The sequence below is a fragment of the Acinetobacter sp. ABJ_C1_1 genome (assembly GCF_044684115.1).
GTDB classification, from domain to species: domain Bacteria; phylum Pseudomonadota; class Gammaproteobacteria; order Pseudomonadales; family Moraxellaceae; genus Acinetobacter; species Acinetobacter nosocomialis_A.
This window is the reverse complement of the sequence record NZ_JBITPU010000001.1, coordinates 177,573-200,254: the sequence shown is the minus strand read 5'-3', so window position 1 is coordinate 200,254 and position 22,682 is coordinate 177,573. Positions and strand designations below refer to the sequence as shown.

Sequence of the window (22,682 nt, the reverse complement as noted above, 5' to 3'; positions counted from 1 at the left end):
TTATGAGCGTATGGGCAGCAGGAGCAGTAGCAGTAGGGACTATTGGTGCTGGTTACTTATCAAGTCAGGCACAAAGTAAGGCAGCTGGTCGTGCATCTGACGCACAAGTGCAAGCAGCGCAAATTGCAGCGGATGAGCAACGACGCCAATTTGATAAACTCCAAGAACTCCTTAATCCTTATGTAAACGCAGGCACAGGTGCATTAACTGGTCAGCAGGACCTATTAGGTTTAAACGGTTTGCAGGCCCAACAAGATGCCATTAGTAATATAAACAATAGCGCTGAAATGCAAACCTATTTGCAGCAAGGTGAAAATGCCATCTTACAAAATGCATCCGCAACAGGTGGATTGCGTGGTGGTAATACTCAGTCCGCCCTATCTCAATTTAGACCACAATTGCTAAATCAAATGATAAATCAGCGATTTACTAATTTAGGTAGCTTAACTGCTTTAGGTCAGAATGCCGCTGCAGGTGTTGGTAATGCTGGAATGCAATCCGCAAACAACATTGGCAACTTAATGCAGCAAATGGGCGCAGCACAGGCAGGTAATGCACTTGCACAAGGTCAAGCTTCTGCGAATATGTGGGGCGGTGTTGCAAACGCGCTGGGAACTTTAGGTGGTGCTTATATGAACAGAGGTAAGACACCTTCGGGAGGATTCTAAATGGTTGGTCCAATTGATTATAGACTGGATGTAATGAATCCATTTCAGCAGGCTATGCAAGGGTTTAGTCAAGGGACACAAATTGCAGCAAATCAACAAGCATTAGCTGCCCAAAGGGTGGAAGAGGCGCGCAAGCAACAACAGTACCTAGCCCAGCAACAGCAACAAAAAGATATGTATGAGTTTTCACAGAATCCCAATAAAACTTTTGGTGATTTTGTAAACTTCACTACTCGTTACCCTCAGCTTACTGACCAATACAAAAAGTCTTGGGATATGATGAATGAAGGTCAGCGACAACAATCATTAAGTACTGCTGCGCAAGTAATGTCAGCAATTAAAGCTGGTAGTCCAGATGTGGCGCAAGACATTTTGGAAGAGCAGGCAAAAGCTTATGAAAATTCTGGTCAGAAAGAATCTGCTTTCAATATGAGACGTATGAAAGGGTTAATTCAAAAAGATCCTGCAAATATCTACACAACTTTAGGGCTCTTTGGCTCAACAGTGAGTCCTGATGAATTTGCTCCGATGCTTGAAAAAATGGGTTCAAATGAACGGGCAGAGCAGATGCAGCCTTATCAGATTGGTCAAATTTCTGCTAACACTGCAAAAACAGTTGCTGAAACAAATGATATTCCGTTAGCAGCAGAAGACCGTCGAACGGGTGTGCAGAATCAAAGCAAAAAGATTGAATACGACAATCAGTACAACTACGACAAGTTGAGTCAAGATCAGGAACAATATTTTGCTGGATTGGATAAATCAGAGAGGATTGAGGCAGCAAAATTAAAAGCTAACAAGGCAGAAACACCAGTTCAAAGAGTAGAGCGTCTAGAGAAAGTTGAAAATTATGCCAATGCTTCGAAACAGGCAGCAGATGCATCTAACTTAGCAGCAAAATTAGTTCTTCAAGCTAAAGAGAATGGTGGAGCATATTGGGATCGCTTGATACGAAATGTTCCAGGTACCTCTGAAAATACTTTTGCAAAAGATATTGAAACTTTAAAATCTCAAGTCTTCCTTGCTCAAGTAGAAAAGATGCGAGGTTTAGGTGCTTTAACTGATAAAGAGGGTGATGCAATTCGATCCTCTATTGCTTCGTTAGATATTAATCAGGGGCCTAAAGCAGTACAGCAAAACCTTTCCAAAATCGCACAACAAATGTCCGCAGCAGCTAAGAGCGCAAATCGAAAGGCTCAGCTCTATGCAACAAAAGGAGAAGGTTATTCTCCTGCTGTTATGAGTGCTGCAAAAACCCTTGGAATTTCTCCAGCAGAAGCTCAGAAGTTCGTTAATGAGAATGGATTGTAAAATTGATCATATGTTATTCTCTCTTCATTCATGAGGAGAGAATAATGAATAAAATATTAATCTTTTTTGTTGTTTTTATAAGTAGTTATACAACAGCTGCTGATTGGGTATTTGCAACCAAAACAAAGCAAGAAAACTTTTATGTTGATAGAACTTATTATAAGTATCAAAAAAAAGATGGTTTAGCAGAAATTTGGTGGAAATCAGAGAAGAGAATAGATGAACCTTATACAACAAGTAAGGCACTAATTCAGTACGACTGTTTGAGAAAAAAATCACGATATCAAGCATATGTCGATTATAATTATGATGGATCTGTAAAATCGGAACCTAAGTATTTAGATAAAACATTTGGGATTGTATACCCGGATACAGTAGATGAAGAGTTATGGAAAATTGCTTGTAACACTAAAGGTAATGGCTTAGATCTGAAATACCAATTATCTGAGACGGAAAGAGCTAAGAAAATAGTAGATGCTTATAATTCCAAGAATAATGGTGTTGTAACACTTTCAAATAAAATTGCGGAAAAGTATTACAACAAAGAACTGAATTCAACTCAAATTGATGATCTTGAAAGTGATATTAATAATGGCTTAGTAAAATTACCATATTAAAAAAGCACCCTATGGTGCTTTTTTAAAACCCAAAACAAAACCCCGATGTTGACGCATCGGGGTTTTTGCATTTCCACCAACCGACGAAAGTAAGAGGAAAATAAATCTATATGGAAGATTTTATCAAATTAATTAATTGGTGTCTAAAGGAAATAAATGAAATGAAAGCATGGCGCTTTATCGCAATCCTTATCACTTTGATTATATGTACATATATCTGGAAAATGTAATGAAACTAAATATTTAAGCCGACCTATAAATGGTCGGTTTTTTATTGCCCGAGGAAAAGCTATGGCAACAAGAGATAACTACGAAAAGCTACTAAATGCACCAAACGTGCAGAAAATGCTTAACTTGATTGCTAATGCAGAGGGAGTGAAGCATGGTTATAACACTCTATTTGGGAATGAACGTGTTAATGACTTATCTTGGCATCCGGGTGTAAAAAAAGGTTTTACCCAAACAGATGGTAAGAAAAATGCAACCACTGCTGCTGGTCGATATCAATTCCTAGAAGATACGTGGAATGGGGTTGCGAAGCAGCTTGGATTGAAAGACTTCTCTCCAAAAAATCAAGATATAGCAGCAGTAGCATTACTTGCACAAAATGGCGCTTTACCATCGGTTTTGAGAGGGGACTTTAAAACTGCTGTTCAAAAATCTGGTAGCACTTGGGCATCATTGCCTTCTTCTCCATATGCTCAACCAAAAAAGTCTTGGAGCGATCTTGGTATAGCTAACCCAGCCCGTGAACAATACCAGTCCAAAGCATCAGAAATAGTTGCAGCGTACAAGAAAAAACAACAGGAGCAACAAGCACAAGCACAAGCACAACCAAAAGTGGACACAGGGCGTGCTCAGCGTATTGTTGAGGAATACCAAAAAGCAAGACAGGATGGGCGCATTGAGGATGCCACTACTCAACCTAAAGGTTTGCCTGACTTTGATGCAAATGGTGTTATAACTTACGAACAACCACAAACAGCACCTAAACAGCCCGAACCATCTTTAACTGATAAAGCACTTGGTTTGGGTGAGACAGCTTTGACTCTTGGAACTGGAACAATCACAGCACCTATTGGCTCATTAGTTGGTACTTTGGGGCAGGCTAGCAAGGAAATTCTGGATGGAAACTTTGGCACCACTCAGGCTGCTGAAAACATTGCCAATGCTGCTAGTCAAACAGCCCAAGATTTCACATATCAACCTAGAAGTCAGGTAAGTCAAAACCAATTGCAAGCAGTTGGCGATGCGCTCTCTCCTTTAGATTCATTACCACCAGTATTAGGTGGTCTTGGATTACAAGCTGCAAGTTTAGGTCGAGCTTCTGTGCCTCAAGGTATTACTGCTGCACAGAGAACAGCTCAGGCAGTTGCCCCAGTAGTTGAACGTACAGGACAAGCAGTCCAACGACCAATTCAAGCTACTGCTAATGCAGTGCGCTCTGGTGCTCAGCGTGTTGGTGAAATGGTTGGTATGAGAACACCAGAAGCAGAAGGCCCAGCACCTGCAAACGTCGGTGCAGCTCAAGTAGATCAGGCAACAATTCGTCAGGCACTTTCACAGGATTTACCTTATCCAGTTCAATTGACAGAAGGTCAAATGACACGAGATCCTGCTCAGTTAAAGTTTGAAGTAGAAACAGCTAAGGATCCAGAATTAGGTGCTCCACTTCGCCTGCGGCAAGAAGAGCAACATCAAGTTATGCAACACAATCTAGATGCTTTCATTGATATGACTGGCGCTCAGGCAACTAATATGCGTGAAGCAGGCTTATCAGTAGACAAAGCACTTCAAAAACAATTGGAAGCAGATAAGAATAAGGTGAGAGTGGCTTATGCTAAAGCTGACAAGTCAGAAGAGGCTCAAGCACCTGTAGATTTATCTCAGCCTGTTCAAGTTGGGAATATGGAGCCTATGTCAGTAATTGATTATCTCAATTCGCAGCCTGATTTAACCACTACACCAATTTTACAAGTTGCAAAGAAAATGGCTATTGAGACAGGTGTTGCGGCAAAAGGTGAAGATGGAACGTTAATTCCACTCACTCCATCAGTGAAGGCGATGGAGAAATGGCGATCTGAAATTAACAACAATGTTAATTATGAAGCACCAAACATACGCCAAGCTTCAATCTTAAAAAACATGATTGATGCACATACGCAACCAGTTGAAGGTGTGCTTTACAAGACTGCTAGAGCAGAACGCAAGAAATTGGGAGATCAGTGGGAAAAACGAAAAATTATTACCGACTTAACAACTAATAAACGCGGCACTGATGATCGAAAAGTTGCTTTAGAAGATATTCAGAAGCGAATTGTCCATGATGGATCTTTAGATGATCTGCGGTTTGCTAAAAGAACTCTACTGAATTCTGGAGAAGAAGGATGGCAGGCGTGGCGAGATTTAAAAGGTCAGACTTTGCAAGAAATTAAAAATGCTGCTACTGCTGGTGTTGCCCCAGATGGTCAAGGTAATCAGATGATAAGCGCAGCAGCTTTGAATAAAGCTATTACGCGATTGGATCGAGATGGGAAATTGGATTACATATTTGAAAAAAATGGTGCCGAAAAGCTTCGAGCAATTAACGAAATTTCCAAAACCCTATTTACCACACCTACTTCAGCAGCAATCAATCATAGCAATACCGCCTCTGCTTTACGGGCAACTCTGGAAACCATGATTATGGGGTTCACAACTGGTTATCCCGTTCCTGTTGCATTGGCACTCAAGCAAGCCACTAAACATATTAAAGATAACAAGGTCAGAGCGCGTGTAACTCAAGCTCTTAAACCCCGGAGTACGAAAGAATGAGCAATAGAGTCTCGACGCCATTCCCCATATACAATGACACAGATGGAACCCCGCTAGATGCGGGGTTTATTTTTATCGGGCAAAAAGGTAAGAGTCCGATCGAATCCCCAATAGCCATCTTTTATGACGCAGCTTTGACAATGCCGGCTGAGAATCCTTTAAGAACTCGCAATGGTTATGTCGTTAAAAATGGTGCAGCAAGAGAAGTATTTGCGGCGGATCCAATCATTTCCATACTTGTTCAGAACAAGCGAAAAGAAGCCGTTTGGAATTCTGCGTTTGTAAATCTTAATCCAGGCATTACCCCTGATGCTGTTGTGGACCCAGTAACTGGCGACTCTCAAGCAGATATAAATGCAACGATTCTCAAAAAAGGTGAAAACCTTGATGACTTGCCTAACAAAGATCAAGCCCGAACCAATCTAAGCGTTTACTCCAAATCTGAAGTTGATGAGAAATTTACTGACAAAGTGAAAGATGCTTCTGAAACAGAGAAGGGGGTTATCCGAGTCGCCACTTCTGCTGAGGCTAAAGCTGGCGAACTAGACAATGTTGCAATCACTCCGAAAAAGATGCCTGAAGCAGTTGCAAAGGCTTTAAGTGCGACTGGTGATGCTCCAGTCTTTGGCGCTCGCGCATACGGAGTTTTCAATGGTGATGGAACCAAAGTTGGTGGTGGAAACTTTGAAAGCGTAAATCGTATTAGTACTGGTTTATATGAAGTGACTCTTACCAAAGCATTACCAGATAACAAGTATGGGGTCGTGTCTAACTGCGCAATATCTGGTGGTGGGGAGGCAAGATCTGCAAATGAAGATGCTGACTTCACCAAAACTACAACCAAATTTCGAATCGTTTGCAATTTCGGCGGGGATAACACTCAAGGCCGCTTTGATCCTGTGCGCGTAAACTTTCACATATATTAGAAGGTATGTAAATGAGTAATAAAGTTACAACCCCGTATCCACTTTTTAGTGATATTGATGGAAACCCACTTAATGCGGGTTTTTTGTTTATTGGGGAAGCAAATAAAGATCCCCAACTATTTCCTATCTCAGTTTACTGGGATAAGGAAAAGACAATGCTTGCAGAACAACCTATCAGAACTAGAAATGGATATATCTCTAGAAATGGGATTCCAAGCATTATTTATGTGGATGCAAATTCATACTCAGTTGTAGTCAAAGATAAGTATAAAAATCCAATATGCCAAAACTTAAAATTTGAGCAATTTGCCAGTAAGGATTTTGTTGATACTGCAGTTGAAGCTGAGCGTGATAGAGCAATACAGGTTGAAACTGGATTAAGTACAGCAATTCAGCAGGAAGTTCAGCGCGCCCAAATTTCTGAACAGGAAATCGCAACGGATTTAAGTAATGAAACTGTTCGCGCGACGTCTGTAGAACAAGCTCTTCAGGCGCAGATTAATACAATTGCTGTAGGCAATAAAGCATATAAAACATATGCTGAAATGGATGCAGATAAAGCCAATATTCCAGCCAATTCAAAAGTAACAGTAACGAATGATCCAGATTCAACTAAAGACGGAGATTGGCAATGGGATGGAACAAACTTTACTAAATCAAATTATGACCCTATTACCCAAGCCAAAAACTACGCTGATCTAAAAGATAACGAAGTAAGAGATTTTGCATCTAAAGCAGGCGATATCGGGAATAAGTTTCAACTCCGAGATTTAATGCTCAATAACAGTGACCTTACTTATCCAATCGTTATCGACAATGAAAATGGCGTAATTCTTGGTTTAAATAAGATCTCAGATCAGCTGTATGGTAACGGCATTTTAGACACTAAGTTATTGACAAGTTTAACAGTCAATGCTGGTTGTGATATCTACCCACTTATGATTGATGCGCAAAACAATTTGATCCTTGGGTATGATGCAAGAGCTGATAAATTAATTGGGTTATTTCCTGAAAACATTGCAAATGCTCCTAAAGATACGCCTTTGCCTTTCGAGTTAACTAAAAAATCAGTAAATATGATTCTGGCCTATGGTCAGTCGCTTTCGACTGGTGTAGGTCAAAACGTTGCTCTTTCATTATCCCAACCTTATTTTAATATCACTTATGCGAGTGGTGTGCGAGGCAATGGTGGAGATTTCTCAGGCTTAAAACCACTTGTGGAAGATACTGCAAAACCAACTCCTGACGGTGAAATCCGATCAGGTGAAACCATCTGTTCCGGTTCAGCTAACTACGCATCCTTGGCTGCTTACAAAGAAAATGGGATCAAACCGCAAGATCATGTAATTTTCGCAAGTACAGCAGGGCATGGTAACTATACGATTCAGCAGCTATCCAAAGGAACAGAATGGTATAACACCCAATTCATTAGTCATGTGACAGGTGCCAAGGCCTTAAATCCTGATATTGCAGTTCATACAATTAACTGGCTGCAAGGGGAGGCAAATGCTGATAGCACCATGGAATCCCAGTATGCAGCTCTGATACAGCTGCAATCCGATGCAGAGACAGATATCAAATCAATAACAGGGCAAACAAGCCCTGTTTTATTTTTAACGTACCAGCACAGTACATTTATTTATAAAAAGCCAGCGACAGCACTTGCAATGCTATTAGCTTGTCAAAATTCAGATAAGTTCTATTTCATTGCTCCAACTTACGCTTTCCCTGCTGCAAGTGACAATATTCACTTGTCAGAAGTTGCCTATAAATGGCTTGGCGCATATTACGGCCGAGCATATAAACAAGCTGTACACGACAAGATTAAGCCACGTGCAATCATGCCAAAAGGTGCTGTTATTAAAGGAAATAAGGTAACCGTTAAGCTTAATGTTCCACATAAACCACTTGTTTTCGACAAAGTAAATCTTGCTGATACGTTCCAAGGTGGATTTGCTGTATTTAGCGGAGCAACTGAGATTCTTCTTTCTCGTGCACCGTATGTACAGAATGGTGATGAAGTTGTTTTGGAACTTTCAAGCACTCCGACTGGAACAGTCACTGTTAACTATGCAATCGATTATCTAGCCTCATCTTTGAATCTATTCAAAGGTGCAAGTGGTAATTTGCGCGATTCATGCACAGATACATGTGAAGTTGCTGGATCAACTAAACCGATGTTCTACATCTGCCCTCATTTCTCGTTAACTGCAATCAGTGAGAATATCTAATGCCAAATTTATGTATTAAGCTTCCAGTCACTTCATCAAGTGCTCAAATCAAGTTAAATGATGTCGATTTATCAAAGATTGTGGTTTCAAAAGACTATGAATATCGCTATTTTCCACTAAATGGAAATATCTATTCAAATGATCTGTCAGATAAGCTGGTTCCAAGTGCAACAACGGTTTACAGTATCTTGCCAGACCATATTAGCTTTAATAACAATAATGCAGCAAACACAGCATTACGTTCAGCATATACGCCACCATCAAATGTGCGCTTCCAAATGTCAGGCGTTTTCACAATTGGAACTTTCCCGGCAAGTGCATTGGGCATGTTAATTGGTAACTTTAACAACCCATCTGGTGTGAACCAAGGTTCATGTTTCTACATCAACCAGTCAAAACAGTTGATTGTATTATTCGGTGGTAATGATTCATCTACTTTAACAACTTTGGTTAATGTAAATAGCCCTATTTATGTCTCAGCCATTGTTGATAAAGCTAATAAAACTTTGGATTACTATGTTGTAGCAGAAGGACAAACATTCCAAGGTCGCCGAACTACATCAACTTTAAATGAGTCATCAATTCCGATCTCAATTGGTAATACGATGCAGGCTCAGGCGAGTAATGGTATTTACAACTGCTATGATTTCGTAGTTGATTCACTGAATCGGTATGCAGATCTAGCAAGTTACTACAATGATGCTAGAGCTCGAATGTCATTAAAAGGCATTTCAATTTAAAAACCTACATAACAATACAAGCCTTAACTTTAAACAGTTAGGGCTTTTTTTTGCCAAGAATTAGGGGAATGGCACATGCAAGAGCATGAAAAAACACTTATGACGCTTTTAATTGTTGGAGGGCTTATTGGTATGGGTCGTCTATTAGTTTCAAATGAACCGCTGTCATGGCGCATGATTATTGGAAGAACAATTTTAGGTTCTGCTACATCTACAGTTGCAGGTTTAATTCTTATTCAGTTCCCTGACATTTCACCAGTCGCTTTAGTCTCAATTGCGTGTGCTCTTGGCATCTTAGGGAGTACATACATTGAAGAATACCTTAAGAAAAATATGAATAAGTGGGGTAAGTGATGAAGATTAGTTCAGTTGGAATTGACTTGATTAAAGGCTTTGAAGGCTTACGATTAAAAGCTTACGATGATGGGGTTGGAGTTTGGACCATTGGTTTTGGCACTATTAAATACCCTAATGGTATTCGGGTTAAACCAAGAGATAGCTGCACATCACAACAAGCAGAAGACTATTTACGAAATGATTTATCAGCTTTTGAAAATGCAGTGAATAGTTTAGTAAAAGCTAAGCTCACACAAAACCAATTTGATGCTTTAGTTTCCTTCACCTACAACTTGGGTGAAACAAACTTAAGCAAATCAACTTTACTGAAAAAATTGAATGCTGGTGACTATCAAGGCGCTGCTGATCAATTCCTTGTGTGGAATAAAGCAGGCGGAAAAGTTATGAAAGGCCTAGTTCGTCGTCGTGAAGCTGAGCGTTCATTATTTTTAAAGAAGTAACTTATATGTGCAAGCGTACTAAAGTTGCATCGATCATTACATTGCTGTGTTTAATCTTCTCAGGTTGCACAGCTCACACAATTAATACCTCAGTAAAAGTTAGTATTTGTGTTAAGGCTCTATAGGCTTACTTATTGATTTTGGGTAAGCCTTCCCAGCTAAAATAATTCTGCGTTAGTTTGTCTCTAGTCATAGACCAACCTCTATTTGGCAGTCTACAGCTACCCACAGCAATTTTATGCTTCCCAAATTTTTCGACTACCTTTTCCAGAGTAGTCATCAAACTCTCATCTTTTTCGACCTTATCCCAGTCTGTTAGCAGATCATAGGTGAAGGTATCTTTAGGCTCTAGGCCTGTCAAAATCACTCCACATTTTTTATATTCAATTCCACGCGCATACAAATGTCTTATTAAGAAGGTAGCGACTTGAACCATTTTCAATATATTGTCCGTCGGCACACTCATTGGCATTGACAGAGATCTGTTAAAGAAAGGCTTGTTCTTGTCGAAAGGGTTTGACTGAGCAAAGACAATAATGCAGCCGCAAAGCAATCTATCTTTTCTTAACCTGGTGACAGCATTTTGCATATATAAAGAAATAGCTTCTTGCAGATCAAATAGATTAGTTACTCGTTGGCCAAACGATTTAGATGAAATGATCTGTTTTTTACTTGGCGGTGTATGCTCAATCTCAATGCACGAAATGCCTTGCAGCTCATAAACTGTACGGGCCATCACAATAGAGAAGTGTTTTTGCATTTCCCTAGGTTCAGTGCAAGCCAGATCTAATACAGTATGAATACCCATACCATTTAACTTTTTACTATGTTGCCTTCCTACGCCCCAAACTTCTGATACATCAATTGAAGCTAGATAGGATTCTTTATTACAAGGATCCATAGCAACTAAATTACAGACACCATCAAATGCTTTATTCTTCTTGGCAATGTGGTTTGCAATCTTTGCCTCTGTCTTTGATCTGCCAATTCCAATACAAACGGGTAGACCAATCCATCTCCATATTCTTTCCTTCATGTGCTGACAATAGGTCGTTAAGTCATAATTATTTATATAGGCAGTTAAATCTAAGAAACACTCATCAATAGAGTAAACCTCTTGTTCACTCTCAGTAACGTATGTTCGCAAGATATTCATAAATCTACGGCTCATTTCGGCGTAGACTGTATAGTTACTTGAGAGCACCACTACATTATGTCTTTCGACAATGTCTCGGATCTGAAAGAGGGGAACACCCATTTTAATTCCAAGATCCTTTGCTTCTTGCGATCTGGCCACTGCACAGCCATCATTATTACTGAGCACGATGACGGGGCGGTTGTTAAGTTCAGGACGAAAAACTCTTTCGCAACTGACATAGCAGTTATTCACATCGACAAGTGCAAAGATTCGCTCTCTCATGGTTATCTTGAAAACGTTACAAATTCAAAATAAATGGTAGAGCTGAGCCTGAATAAATTCAAATTTAAAAAACTGTGGATAAACAGTGATGAGTCAAGTTGTGTCGTGGTAGGGGTTGCATTTGGTCGGAAAGTAGACTTGGTTATGGGAAAGTGGTTTTGTAGATTTGTAGACTCATTTGTAGACTGTTGAACTATAGCTCAGTAAAGACTAATACATCTATATATAGTTATCAAAACTAGGAAAGGCTTTAATTTATTGGTGTTTGCTTTACGGTAGATGTCCATATAGTTGTATATAGATTAGCTGTACAGAACTGGCGCTTCTAAATGTATGAATTAAGAGCTCACTTTCAGTGGGCTCTTATTTTATTACATCCTTATAATGTTTTTTAAAGTTGGATATTAATCAAATAGATCATCAATTTTTTGACAGGAGTCACGCTTTAAATAGGTTTTTTATTAAAGAAAATTCACTTGAAAACTGCAGTTTTATAAATTAATTTTCAGAATCATTAAATGAAATTAGATAGATAATGCCTTGTTGATCATTGCAAATAAGGTGAGTTTTCCAAGGAAATGCCAGTGAAAAAAGATACTTGTGTTGAAATTAAAGAGAATAGGGATAACGAGCCAAATGTTAAATATCGTGGGCTAATTCAAAAATTAACAACAACCTTATCAGTGACGTTTTTATCACTTGGTTGGGGGAATACTGTGAATGCTGCAGATCAACAAATCGCTTTAGTTGGAACTTGGACATCAATTCCTAATGCACCACTTGTGCAAAAACCAAAACAGGCCAGTGAAGGTTTGTACCAGGTTCAAGTGAATACCGATGGGACTTTAACTCCTGTTAAAGTATTAAAAATGAAAAGTCCTTCATGGATTGTGAAATCGAAAGATGGCCGTTTTGCATATACTACAAATGAAGAAAACTCAGGAGAAGTCACTGCATTATCAGTTCAAAACGGAAAGGTAGAGGTACTGAACACAGTGGATAGCCATGGTGGACATCCAACACATGCCTCAATTAGTTTAGATGGTAAGTTCCTGTTTGTATCGAACTATTCTGCATTCGATAAAGGTCGTGGTGGCGTAGCCGTTTTGCCAATTTTGCCAAATGGACATTTAGGTGAAATGGTACAAAATATTGTGTTCGCAGAAGGTTCTGGTCATGTCAAAGGTCGTCAGGAAAGTGGTCATGCACATTCGACAACTTTCAGCCCAGATGGTAAGTATTTATATGCGAGCGATCTTGGAAATGACAAGGTTTATACCTTTCGTTATAACCCAAGTAAAACGCAACCACTTGAAGCGGACAGTAGCCGAGATGTGACGTTTGTCCATGGGTCTGGTCCACGTCATATGGTCTTTTCACCAAATGGCAAGCATGCATACATTACCGCAGAAATGCGAAGTGAAATTGTGGCGTTTAATGTGCAAGATGGCTATTTGAAAAAAATTGCTGAGCTAAAGCTGGTGCACGAAGATAAAACACCCGAATTTAAAAGTGCGAGTGGAATTATCTTGAGTCCAGATGGCAAATATGTAATTGCTGCCAATCGTGGTGCAGACAACAAACTTTTGGTATTTAAAATTCAACAGAATGGCTTGCTAGGTCAACCAGTTGTTTATAAAGCTAATGGTATTGAACCACGAGCTTTCTCATTCGATGCGACTGGTAAATATCTGTATGTGACGAATGTATACAGTAATAATATTAGTTTGTTCCGCTTTGATGCAAAAAGCGGTAGCTTAAAACCTGCTGGCGATGCTGCAAAAATATCTACGCCTACTGATATTAAATTTTTTAATTAATCTGAATTGATAAATCAGTATTTCTAACACTTCCTATAAAAGACCGAGAATTTCTATCTCGGTTTTTTATGGCAGTTTTTGCAAAGTTTGTCAGATTCAGTATGATGTGGGCAGCTTAGTCTGTGTAGAGTAATGATGAAAAAAGTTTTATTTGTTTTGATGGGTATGTTGTTAGTCGGCTGTACAGAGAAAAAACCTTTAACACCTGAAGAACAATGGCATGGCTTTTGTACAAGTGTTGGAAATGCAGCTAGAAGTATTGTGTTTGATCGTCAGCAAGCAATTGAAAAGACTCAAGCGGTTGAACATGCAAATAAAATTGAAGATGAGATCACCAAAAAATTCATCTTGAATATTATTGAAAAAGTTTATGCTATTCCACAAGATGAACTAAAAACTAACCCAGAAGCCCTACAAGAAAAAATTAGAAAACAAATGGCAGATGAGTGCTTAGTTACACCACACGACAAAATGCCAAACTACAAAAAGTTCTAAGTGTACAAGACATCGTCAACACTCCACTAAGGTGGAGTGTTCTTTCAAATCAAAATATCGCATGATAAGTCAGTCATTAAGATCATTATTTACACAGGGGTATTTAGTTACAAAATAATGGGCATCACGGAGAAACACCCCGCGCGCATTAACTTTTAGCTTGAACTCTAGTAAAATTTTGTAGTCCATATTACTTGTGAAGCTTTGTGAAAGCTGGAATTTACAAGTAATTTTTTAAAAAAAGAGGAATGAACACCGTGCTAGAAGCTTACCGCCAACACGTTGCTGAACGTGCCGCACTCGGAGTCCCACCGAAGCCACTTGATGATGCTCAAACTGCTCAACTTGTTGAGTTATTAAAAAACCCACCGGCAGGTGAAGAAGCATTCTTGGTTGATTTGCTTGAAAACCGTGTTCCTGCAGGTGTTGACCAAGCAGCTTACGTAAAAGCAGCTTTCTTGGCAGCGATTGCAAAAGGCGAAGCGACATCTCCGCTAGTTTCTAAAGAACGTGCAGTTTATTTACTAGGTACTATGCTTGGTGGCTATAACGTAGCACCTTTAGTTGAGCTTCTAGATGATGCTGAATTAGCGAGCTTAGCTGCTGAAGCATTGAAAAAAACTTTACTTGTATTTGATGCGTTCCATGACGTAGCTGATAAAGCTAAAGCTGGCAATGTTAATGCAAAAGCTGTTTTACAATCTTGGGCTGATGCTGAATGGTTCACTAGCCGTAAAGACGTACCAGAAGAAATTAAAATCACTGTGTTCAAAGTAACAGGTGAAACAAACACTGATGACTTGTCTCCAGCTCAAGATGCATGGAGCCGTCCAGACATCCCATTACACGCAAACGCAATGTTGAAAAACGAGCGTGATGGTATCAACCCTGAAAAACCAGGTGAAGTTGGTCCATTAAACCAAATTAAAGAACTTATTGCTAAAGGCAACCAAGTTGCTTATGTAGGTGACGTTGTTGGTACAGGTTCATCTCGTAAATCTGCAACAAACTCTGTGCTTTGGTTCTTTGGTGATGAAATCGCTCACATTCCAAACAAAAAAGACGGTGGTGTGTGCTTAGGCGGTAAAATTGCTCCGATCTTCTTTAACACAATGGAAGATGCTGGTGCATTACCAGTAGAGATCGATGTTTCTAACATGAACATGGGTGACGAAGTTACTCTTAAAATCGATCATGCTGCGGCAAAAGTTACTGCGTTCAAAAATGGCGAACAAATCGCTGAGTCTGAACTTAAAACTCCAGTACTTTTAGACGAAGTACGTGCTGGTGGTCGTATTAACTTGATCATTGGTCGTGGCTTAACTGCTAAAGCACGTGAAGCTTTAGGTTTAGCTCCATCTACATTGTTCCGTACTCCAGTACAACCAGCTGACACTGGCAAAGGTTTCACTTTAGCTCAGAAGATGGTTGGTCGTGCATGTGGTCTTGCAGAAGGTCAAGGTATCCGTCCAGGTACTTACTGTGAACCTAAGATGACTACAGTTGGTTCTCAAGATACAACTGGTCCTATGACTCGTGACGAGTTAAAAGACTTAGCTTGCTTGGGCTTCTCTGCTGATTTAGTAATGCAATCTTTCTGTCACACTGCTGCTTATCCAAAGCCAGTTGACGTACAAATGCAACATACACTTCCAGATTTCATCATGAACCGTGGTGGTGTATCTTTACGTCCAGGCGACGGTATTATCCACTCTTGGTTAAACCGTATGCTTCTTCCAGATACAGTAGGTACTGGTGGTGACTCGCATACTCGTTTCCCAATTGGTATTTCGTTCCCAGCAGGTTCTGGCCTTGTAGCTTTCGCTGCTGCAACTGGTGTAATGCCGCTTGATATGCCTGAATCAGTTCTTGTTAAGTTCAAAGGTAAAATGCAGCCTGGTATCACTTTACGTGACCTTGTACATGCGATTCCTTACTATGCAATCAAAGAAGGCGATCTTACTGTTGAGAAAAAAGGTAAGAAAAACATCTTCTCTGGTCGTATCTTAGAAATCGACTTAACAGAAATGGAAACTGACTTAACAGTTGAGCAAGCATTCGAACTTTCTGATGCTTCTGCTGAACGTTCAGCTGCTGGTTGCGCAATCACACTTTCTGAAGAGAAAGTTGCTGAGTACTTACGTTCTAACATCACAATGCTTAAGTGGATGATTTCACAAGGTTATGGTGATGCTCGTACTATGGCTCGCCGTGTTGAAAACATGGAAAAATGGTTAGCAAACCCAAGCTTACTTAAAGCTGATGCTGATGCTGAATACACTAAAGTTTATGAAATTGATTTGTCAGACATCAAAGAACCTATCCTTTGCTGCCCGAACGATCCAGATGATGCAAAACTTCTTTCTGACGTTCAAGGCGACAAAATTGATGAAGTATTCATCGGTTCTTGTATGACTAACATTGGTCACTTCCGTGCTGCTGGTCAGTTACTTGAAAAAGTACCAAGCGGTTCATTAACAACTCGTTTATGGTTGGCTCCACCAACACGTATGGACGAACATCAGTTAATGGAAGAAGGCTTCTATAACACTTATGGCCGTGCTGGTGCACGTACAGAAATGCCTGGTTGTTCATTATGTATGGGTAACCAAGCACGTGTTGCGCCGAACACAACTGTTGTATCGACTTCTACACGTAACTTCCCTAACCGTTTAGGTCAAGGTTCTAACGTTTACTTAGCATCTGCTGAGCTTGCATCTGTTGCTGCTGTACTTGGTAAATTACCAACTCCAGAAGAATACCAACAATATGCAGCTCAAATTGACAGTATGTCTGCTGACATCTACAAATATTTGAATTTCGACCAAATGGGCGAATATACAAATGCTGCTGATAAAGTAGATACTAAGAAAATTGCTGCTGCTCAATTGACTTAATTTGTCGATTTAGTACAAAAAAGGAGCTGATTATTCAGCTCCTTTTTTATTTAAAAGAGAATTAATACCTAGTTCTTAAATAAAAATATTAAATAGATCATGTTTTGTTTATTTAAAATGTAAAAATAAATATAAGGCTAGATATTAAAGAAGATTTTGCTTTAAAATAATTGAACGAACTTAAAAATAATTAAAAAGAACATGGGTATTTTATATATGGAACTTAAAAATGCTAAAGACAATTGTTGAATTTAAATTTGATGATTACCATCTATATGATCAAAATTTATCAGCAGAAGACGGGAATACGTTAGTACAGAAAACTGAAGATATTGCACAGTATATTTATAGTATATTGAAAAATAGATATCACTTAAGTATTGAATTAACTGCTGAGCGTTGGGGCTGGGAAATAGAAGTACCATTACCTGAGATCACCATGTATATCGGTATTAGTGTGTATGAAGAATACAGTAATGGCTTTGCGATATTCATTTCACCGAATACACCAATTTTGAGAAGATTTCTTTTTAGAAAGTTAGATATTACTCACCATATTATGCTACTTCAAAATTATATTAATGTCATTTTGAAGTCACATGCAGGTATTTATGATGTGCAATGGTGGGAAGAAAATGAGTTTAGATATGTCGCTGCTCATTAAAATATAATTAGAAAATATGAAATATTATTTATGATTGTTTAGTTAATACAATTAATAAAATATTTTATTGGTCACTGTAGTGGTGAATTTACGTATGTGAGCTTAATATATGTTCAATATAATGTGGCTCAGAACCGTATGCGAATTTTAGCTTGGAAGACATTACGTAAGTTCTTCTATAACAACCTTCATGACCATGATTACGAAACAACAGTGAGTAGGTGTATTAACTACTTCTTGGTTTTCTTAATTATTGGGAATGTCATTGCGGTATTGCTAGAAACAGTAAACGATCTGTATTACAGCTATCGTATATGGTTTGACTACTTTGAAAATATTTCAATCACGATTTTTAGTGTTGAATACCTGTTACGCCTCTGGAGTGTAGTAGAGCGTGATCCTACACAAGCTGCATGGAAGCAGCGTTTAGCGTGGATGAAAAGCGGAGAAGCGCTGATTGACCTCATGGCAATCTTGCCTGCGTATCTAAATTTCTTTGTACGAATAGACCTTCGTATGCTCAGAATTTTACGATTACTTCGACTATTAAAATTAACTCGCTATTTTATCTCTTTGCAAATATTGCTCTGTGTCATTAAAAGAGAAAAAGGTTCATTTCAGGCAGTAATTTTTATTTTAATTATTATGATTATTATGACTGCTTCTGGTATTTATGTGGTTGAGAATAAAGCGCAACCGGAAGCTTTTAGCTCTATTCCTAAAGCAATGTGGTGGGCGGTCGTTACTTTAACCACAGTCGGATATGGTGATGTCACACCTGTGACCAGCTTAGGAAAACTACTAGGGGCTTTAATTACAATTTTAGGGGTAGGGATTGCTGCTTTACCGGCTGGTATTTTAGCTTCTGGTTTAGCCAATGAACTTAACCAGCGTAATCAGCGCCTTGAACAAGAGTTCCGTGAGTTACTTCAAGTGCGTGGTATTGATATCTTGCATGATGAAGTTGAAATAGAACGTATTCGGCAAAAAGTAGGGCTACCAAAAGAACAAGCGCATAATTTGATTATCCAAATTATGCGAGAAAAGGTATTAGAAGAAAAAGAATCTGTGAGAGAAAAGAAATGCTATTGCCCGCACTGTGGTGAAAAGTTAACAGACTAGTAACTCAGCAAAAAGCCTGACGAGAATCAGGCTTTTTGAGTTGCTTTTTCTACAGCAAATGCAATGAGTAAGATAATAAGACCACCAAGGCTCAGTACGAAACCTACCCAGATCGGTGCAATCCAACCCATTTGATGGCTAAGTACCCAACCACCTAAAAATGCTCCTAATGCATTGGCCATATTAAAGGCAGAGTGATTAAGTGAAGCTGCTAGCGTTTGCGCATCTCCTGCAACGTCCATCAGGCGTGTCTGTAAAGCCCCACCTAAACCCATTACGGTTAGTCCGATTAAGAATAGTGAAGCAATGGCACTATAGATATTACTCATTAGAAAACTTGCAACAACAAAGGCAATTGCTGAGCTAATGAGTACGCCTACAATGGTTTTATTGAGGTTTTTATCTGCTAGCCAACCCGCGGCTAAACCTCCAATCACCATCCCGATTCCCCATAACGCTAGCGCAATAGGAACAATTTGGATATTAACTTTTGTGTATTCTGTGAGAATGGGGGAGACATAGCTATATACCGAGAACATACCTCCAAAGCCAATTGCACCAACTGCAAGGGTTAACCACATATTTATATTTTTAAGCCCAGCTAATTCTGTTCTTATGCTGGCAGTAGCTTGAACTGGGATATTGGGTACAAAACAAGCTACGGCAATTAAAGTAAAAAATGCAATCGTTGCTGAAAATTCAAAACCGGCTCTCCAACCAAAATGTTGGCCTAACCATGTCGCTAAAGGTACGCCAATAACTGTAGCAACGGTTAAGCCCATCATCATTTGTGCAACCGCTGAAGCTCTGCGTGATGGGCCTGCGAGTTCAGCAGCTACGAGGGCACCGACTCCAAAATATGCCCCATGAGGTAAACCTGCAATAAAACGAGAAACTAAAACGATTTCTGGTGTGTGAGCTAAAGCGGTACAAGCATTAGCAATACCATAAAACAGCATGAGACAAAGTAATAGGGTCTTTCTAGGCACTTTGGCACCCAATATGGCAATAATAGGAGCACCAATAACCACACCTAATGCATAAGCACTAATAAAATGCCCAGCTTCAGGTACTGTAATGTTTAAGTTATGAGCAATTTCTTGAATAAGTCCCATTGCGACAAATTCTGTAGTTCCGATACAAAAACCGCCTACTGCGAGTGAGAAAATTGCTAAAAAGAGTGAATAATGCCGATGTGTGGATGAAGGAGATTGGGATGACGCCATAATAAATTAAAAAAGAGACTCAAAAATGAAAGTATAAGGGAAAAGAGATCAAAATAATAAAAAACTAAAATATTGAGAATATGTTTGCACATCTTAAGCAAAAGCATTTTATCTTTATTTTAAATAATTTATCGAAATTTTTTAATAAATTATATATTATGAGTACATAATACTTTAAGTATTACAACAAGTTGTATAAATATTTAAAAAATAGAGAATCTAAAGCGTGAGAAAATTAAGTATTGCCTGCCTTATGGGGTTGGTCATTTTATCTATGTCTGGTTGCTCAGTCTTCATGGCGGGTAATCAACCAAGTAAAAAAATTTAAATGTTTTAAATCCGGGTAGTTCTCGCAATTATGTTATTGCTGAGTTTGGAGCACCTGTACTTTCTGAATATCGTGATGGTACAAGAGTCGAAATTTATACTTTCCAGCAAGGTTATCCAAAATGGGCGAAAGTCAGCCGTGCATTTGGCCATGGCATAGCAGATGTTGCCTCATTTGGGCTATGGGAAGTATTTGGAACACCAACTGAAACATATTTTAGTGGGAAAGAAACTTCTTACGAAGTAACGTATGGGCAAGATGACTTGGTGAAAAGCTTTAAACTCATCGATTTTGAGCAAGCATTTCCCAAAGCAAAAGCACAATGATGAAATGAAAAGGGCCATTAGGCCTTTTTCTTTGTCTATATAAAAGGTTTTCTAGTTTCGATTGAGAGAAAATACTTAACTTTAAAATTATGAAAATTCACTTCTTATAAAAATAATGAAGTAAAGTTCATGTTGAGGTAAATTAATTAATATTGTGATAACATGAATACTGTTCATTAATAGTGATTTATCTAAACTGACTCTATTTGCTGATAAACAACAGATGAGTTTAAAAATTAATAGATAAATCAATTTGTTCAGGCTTTTGCCCATGTTAGAAATTCGTCATCTTAAAACTTTGGTTGCTTTACGTGAACATGGTTCACTTGTTGCGGCTGCTAATGATTTGTGTTTAACACCGTCTGCTATTTCTCACCAATTAAAAGAATTAGATCATTGGTATGGTGTGGAAGTGGTGAATCGACGGAGTAGACCTGTTAGCTTTTCGAATGTTGGGCAACGTTTACTCAAATTGGCTGATGATGTATTACCGCAAATTCAAATCACACAGAGTGACATTACGCGAATTGTTCATGGACAAACAGGCAGAATTATTTTTTCCTCAGAATGTCATAGCTGTTTTGACTGGTTAATGCCTTTATTAAATCAATATCGACAACAGTATCCAGACGTAGACTTAGACTTTGCTTCGGGCTTTGAAGCGAATCCACATGAGCTTTTACAAAACGGTGAGTTTGATTTACTTATTACAGCCGATCCGATTGCATTAAAAGGAATCGAGTATTTTCCAATTTTTGAATATGAGTCACGTTTGGTTTTATCAAATACTCATCGATTGGTTCGTGCTGAAAATATTACAGTTCAGGATCTTGCAGAAGAGGTTCTCATTACTTATCCAGTTGATAAGCACCGTTTAGATATTATGTCGAAACTGTTTATACCAGCAAATATTCAACCAAAACAGATTCGAACAACAGATTTAACTCAAATGCTGATTCAACTTGTAGCAAGTGGCCGCGGTATTGCTGCTTTACCAGATTGGGTCGTGAATGAATATGAACAAAAAGGTTGGGTGACTAGCCGCCGTTTAGACTGTGTTTCTTCAGTTGGTTTAAGACGTACATTATATGCAGGCTACCGAACTGAAGAAAAAGAAAAGAGCTATTTTGAAGGATTTTTAAAGCAGTTAGAAAAGTTCTCGTTAAAACGAAATGCCTATTATTCTGGATAAAACAAATAATTTAGCCTAAGTGTCGAAAAGGTGCGATTAAGCACCTTTTTAATATCTATTATCTATTTGCCAATGAATAAAGACAGCAGGCCGGCAGCAATCAGAGGACCAACAGGTACACCACGGAGTAAGGCAACACCTGCAACTGTCCCAATAAGCAAGCCTGCAACCACATCAGGTTGGCTTGACATAAGTTTCACACCACGGCCACCTAGCCAAGCGACAAGTAGACCAATAGCAATAGCCAGCAAAGATTTAAAGCTTATAAAAGATTTTAAAATACTTTCTCCGCTAAGCTTACCACTGGCAATGGGAGTCAGTACGCCAATGGTTAAAATGAGAATTCCTAGATTGAGACCATGAGCTTGAATATAAGGAAAAAATTGATTTAATGGTGTAATTTTAATGACGATTAAGATGCCTGCGGCGATAGTTACAGCTGCATTTTGACTTAGTAAACCGCAGATAAGTAGAACTAATAAAACCACTAAATTAACATCGAATTGGGCAAGCATGAGAGGCGGCAAGAAAAGCAAATAATTTGAATTGTATAATAATTGAGAGCCAAAATGTGAGAGCTTTTCAAAAGCGATAAAGTATAAAGATGGCCTTTTTAATAAGAATTTTAATCTATATGCCTCAATGATAAGAAGTTTTATTTTTAGTTACGCTTGGACACAATGTTATATAAATTAACAACTTAAAAACCCTTATTTTGAGAGAGTATGATATAAAAATAATCACTACTCATGATTGCGGAGTTAGTCGTATGGATATTATAGATATCAAGATTAAAGATCAGTTCGACAAGATTCATGATGCAAAGGCTCAATTAAAGAAAAATTTAGTTGAACATGAAAATGAGCCGTTAAAGCTAAGTCAGCGTATTGAACATATTATTGTGGATAATGAAGTGATCTTACCTACCACTGAATTATTATTTGAAAGTGAACAAAACGAAAATATTTATCGCGTCATTGAAGAATAATTCAAAATTAATGGGCGTTAAGTACAAAGATGAACAAGCAAAAAGTAATAAAGCTCTGAAACTGCGTTAAAATAATGGTTTCGTTTTAAAGAGAAAGCTT

The 22,682-nt window shown here is 38.6% G+C and carries 19 protein-coding genes and 1 pseudogene; 17 read left to right on the top strand and 3 right to left on the bottom strand.

The annotated features are described in order from the left end of the window. Positions 1 to 2 precede the first annotated feature (2 nt). The 9 genes from ACG59Z_RS00955 (at position 3) to ACG59Z_RS00915 (ending at position 10,104) form a co-directional block, all read left to right on the top strand. Positions 3 to 668 (top strand): hypothetical protein, encoded by a 666-nt coding sequence (locus tag ACG59Z_RS00955; RefSeq protein WP_400197464.1) that lies wholly within the window; start codon positions 3 to 5, stop codon positions 666 to 668. Beyond that, positions 669 to 1,979, top strand: coding sequence for a hypothetical protein (locus tag ACG59Z_RS00950; protein ID WP_400197462.1), 1,311 nt, complete (start codon positions 669 to 671; stop codon positions 1,977 to 1,979). Between the two features lie 44 nt (positions 1,980 to 2,023). After that, the gene (locus tag ACG59Z_RS00945; protein ID WP_400197460.1) at positions 2,024 to 2,596 is read left to right on the top strand and encodes a surface-adhesin E family protein; all 573 of its coding nucleotides are present in this window, start codon (positions 2,024 to 2,026) and stop codon (positions 2,594 to 2,596) included. A gap of 291 nt (positions 2,597 to 2,887) precedes the next feature. After that, the gene (locus ACG59Z_RS00940; protein ID WP_400197459.1) at positions 2,888 to 5,410 is read left to right on the top strand and encodes a glycoside hydrolase family 104 protein; all 2,523 of its coding nucleotides are present in this window, start codon (positions 2,888 to 2,890) and stop codon (positions 5,408 to 5,410) included. A 140-nt stretch (positions 5,411 to 5,550) separates the two neighbouring features. Then, positions 5,551 to 6,336: a hypothetical protein gene (locus tag ACG59Z_RS00935; protein ID WP_400197458.1), complete on the top strand. Its 786-nt coding sequence runs from the start codon at positions 5,551 to 5,553 to the stop codon at positions 6,334 to 6,336. Positions 6,337 to 6,347: 11 nt separating this feature from the next. Beyond that, complete coding sequence (locus ACG59Z_RS00930; RefSeq protein ID WP_400197457.1) at positions 6,348 to 8,567, top strand: hypothetical protein; 2,220 nt, start codon at positions 6,348 to 6,350, stop codon at positions 8,565 to 8,567. Then, entirely contained in the window at positions 8,567 to 9,307 is a 741-nt protein-coding gene (locus ACG59Z_RS00925; protein ID WP_400197456.1) for a hypothetical protein, read from the top strand. The genes ACG59Z_RS00930 and ACG59Z_RS00925 overlap by 1 nt, the downstream gene beginning before the upstream one ends. A 75-nt stretch (positions 9,308 to 9,382) precedes the next feature. Continuing rightward, complete coding sequence (locus ACG59Z_RS00920) at positions 9,383 to 9,661, top strand: holin (protein WP_400197454.1); 279 nt, start codon at positions 9,383 to 9,385, stop codon at positions 9,659 to 9,661. Then, positions 9,661 to 10,104 (top strand): lysozyme, encoded by a 444-nt coding sequence (locus ACG59Z_RS00915; protein ID WP_400197452.1) that lies wholly within the window; start codon positions 9,661 to 9,663, stop codon positions 10,102 to 10,104. Before ACG59Z_RS00920 ends, ACG59Z_RS00915 begins: the two co-directional genes overlap by 1 nt. Positions 10,105 to 10,231: 127 nt before the next feature. On the opposite strand, the gene ACG59Z_RS00910 is transcribed toward ACG59Z_RS00915, so the two are convergent. Then, positions 10,232 to 11,524 (bottom strand): DUF4113 domain-containing protein, encoded by a 1,293-nt coding sequence (locus ACG59Z_RS00910; protein ID WP_400197450.1) that lies wholly within the window; start codon positions 11,522 to 11,524, stop codon positions 10,232 to 10,234. 584 nt (positions 11,525 to 12,108) lie between these two features. Here ACG59Z_RS00910 and ACG59Z_RS00905 point away from each other — a divergent pair. The 5 genes from ACG59Z_RS00905 to ACG59Z_RS00885 all read left to right on the top strand — a co-directional run bounded on the left by ACG59Z_RS00905 (position 12,109) and on the right by ACG59Z_RS00885 (position 18,522). Then, positions 12,109 to 13,344, top strand: a complete 1,236-nt coding sequence (locus tag ACG59Z_RS00905; RefSeq protein WP_400197448.1) for a lactonase family protein — start codon at positions 12,109 to 12,111, stop codon at positions 13,342 to 13,344. 132 nt (positions 13,345 to 13,476) lie between these two features. After that, positions 13,477 to 13,839, top strand: a complete 363-nt coding sequence (locus ACG59Z_RS00900) for a hypothetical protein (protein ID WP_263614020.1) — start codon at positions 13,477 to 13,479, stop codon at positions 13,837 to 13,839. A 257-nt stretch (positions 13,840 to 14,096) separates the two neighbouring features. After that, positions 14,097 to 16,736 (top strand): bifunctional aconitate hydratase 2/2-methylisocitrate dehydratase, encoded by a 2,640-nt coding sequence (locus ACG59Z_RS00895; RefSeq protein ID WP_263614019.1) that lies wholly within the window; start codon positions 14,097 to 14,099, stop codon positions 16,734 to 16,736. A gap of 229 nt (positions 16,737 to 16,965) precedes the next feature. After that, entirely contained in the window at positions 16,966 to 17,400 is a 435-nt protein-coding gene (locus ACG59Z_RS00890; protein WP_000920876.1) for a hypothetical protein, read from the top strand. A gap of 138 nt (positions 17,401 to 17,538) precedes the next feature. Continuing rightward, on the top strand, positions 17,539 to 18,522 hold the full coding sequence (locus ACG59Z_RS00885) for an ion transporter (protein ID WP_400198011.1): 984 nt from the start codon (positions 17,539 to 17,541) through the stop codon (positions 18,520 to 18,522). A 26-nt stretch (positions 18,523 to 18,548) separates the two neighbouring features. Here the strand turns inward: ACG59Z_RS00885 and ACG59Z_RS00880 are convergent, their stop codons facing one another. After that, a complete protein-coding gene (locus ACG59Z_RS00880; protein WP_400197446.1) occupies positions 18,549 to 19,748 on the bottom strand; it encodes an MFS transporter in 1,200 nt (399 codons plus the stop codon). A gap of 226 nt (positions 19,749 to 19,974) precedes the next feature. Between ACG59Z_RS00880 and ACG59Z_RS00875 the strand changes: the two are divergent. Continuing rightward, a pseudogene (locus ACG59Z_RS00875) lies at positions 19,975 to 20,402 on the top strand (hypothetical protein). A gap of 271 nt (positions 20,403 to 20,673) precedes the next feature. Further along, the gene (locus ACG59Z_RS00870; RefSeq protein ID WP_263614015.1) at positions 20,674 to 21,594 is read left to right on the top strand and encodes a LysR family transcriptional regulator; all 921 of its coding nucleotides are present in this window, start codon (positions 20,674 to 20,676) and stop codon (positions 21,592 to 21,594) included. 62 nt (positions 21,595 to 21,656) lie between these two features. Here ACG59Z_RS00870 and ACG59Z_RS00865 read toward each other — a convergent pair whose 3' ends face one another. Beyond that, the gene (locus ACG59Z_RS00865; RefSeq protein ID WP_002049035.1) at positions 21,657 to 22,109 is read right to left on the bottom strand and encodes a DUF441 domain-containing protein; all 453 of its coding nucleotides are present in this window, start codon (positions 22,107 to 22,109) and stop codon (positions 21,657 to 21,659) included. A 254-nt stretch (positions 22,110 to 22,363) separates the two neighbouring features. Between ACG59Z_RS00865 and ACG59Z_RS00860 the strand changes: the two genes are divergently transcribed. After that, positions 22,364 to 22,582: a hypothetical protein gene (locus ACG59Z_RS00860; RefSeq protein ID WP_311069707.1), complete on the top strand. Its 219-nt coding sequence runs from the start codon at positions 22,364 to 22,366 to the stop codon at positions 22,580 to 22,582. Positions 22,583 to 22,682: the final 100 nt, after the last annotated feature.

Bases quoted from the DNA above. Each gene is read 5' to 3' on its own strand.
- ACG59Z_RS00955 (WP_400197464.1), top strand. From the start codon at position 3: ATGAGCGTATGGGCAGCAGGAGCAGTAGCAGTAGGGACTATTGGTGCT.
- ACG59Z_RS00950 (WP_400197462.1), top strand. From the start codon at position 669: ATGGTTGGTCCAATTGATTATAGACTGGATGTAATGAATCCATTTCAG.
- ACG59Z_RS00945 (WP_400197460.1), top strand. From the start codon at position 2,024: ATGAATAAAATATTAATCTTTTTTGTTGTTTTTATAAGTAGTTATACA.
- ACG59Z_RS00940 (WP_400197459.1), top strand. From the start codon at position 2,888: ATGGCAACAAGAGATAACTACGAAAAGCTACTAAATGCACCAAACGTG.
- ACG59Z_RS00935 (WP_400197458.1), top strand. From the start codon at position 5,551: ATGCCGGCTGAGAATCCTTTAAGAACTCGCAATGGTTATGTCGTTAAA.
- ACG59Z_RS00930 (WP_400197457.1), top strand. From the start codon at position 6,348: ATGAGTAATAAAGTTACAACCCCGTATCCACTTTTTAGTGATATTGAT.
- ACG59Z_RS00925 (WP_400197456.1), top strand. From the start codon at position 8,567: ATGCCAAATTTATGTATTAAGCTTCCAGTCACTTCATCAAGTGCTCAA.
- ACG59Z_RS00920 (WP_400197454.1), top strand. From the start codon at position 9,383: ATGCAAGAGCATGAAAAAACACTTATGACGCTTTTAATTGTTGGAGGG.
- ACG59Z_RS00915 (WP_400197452.1), top strand. From the start codon at position 9,661: ATGAAGATTAGTTCAGTTGGAATTGACTTGATTAAAGGCTTTGAAGGC.
- ACG59Z_RS00910 (WP_400197450.1), bottom strand. From the start codon at position 11,524: ATGAGAGAGCGAATCTTTGCACTTGTCGATGTGAATAACTGCTATGTC.
- ACG59Z_RS00900 (WP_263614020.1), top strand. From the start codon at position 13,477: ATGATGAAAAAAGTTTTATTTGTTTTGATGGGTATGTTGTTAGTCGGC.
- ACG59Z_RS00890 (WP_000920876.1), top strand. From the start codon at position 16,966: ATGCTAAAGACAATTGTTGAATTTAAATTTGATGATTACCATCTATAT.
- ACG59Z_RS00885 (WP_400198011.1), top strand. From the start codon at position 17,539: ATGCGAATTTTAGCTTGGAAGACATTACGTAAGTTCTTCTATAACAAC.
- ACG59Z_RS00880 (WP_400197446.1), bottom strand. From the start codon at position 19,748: ATGGCGTCATCCCAATCTCCTTCATCCACACATCGGCATTATTCACTC.
- ACG59Z_RS00870 (WP_263614015.1), top strand. From the start codon at position 20,674: ATGTTAGAAATTCGTCATCTTAAAACTTTGGTTGCTTTACGTGAACAT.
- ACG59Z_RS00865 (WP_002049035.1), bottom strand. From the start codon at position 22,109: ATGCTTGCCCAATTCGATGTTAATTTAGTGGTTTTATTAGTTCTACTT.
- ACG59Z_RS00860 (WP_311069707.1), top strand. From the start codon at position 22,364: ATGGATATTATAGATATCAAGATTAAAGATCAGTTCGACAAGATTCAT.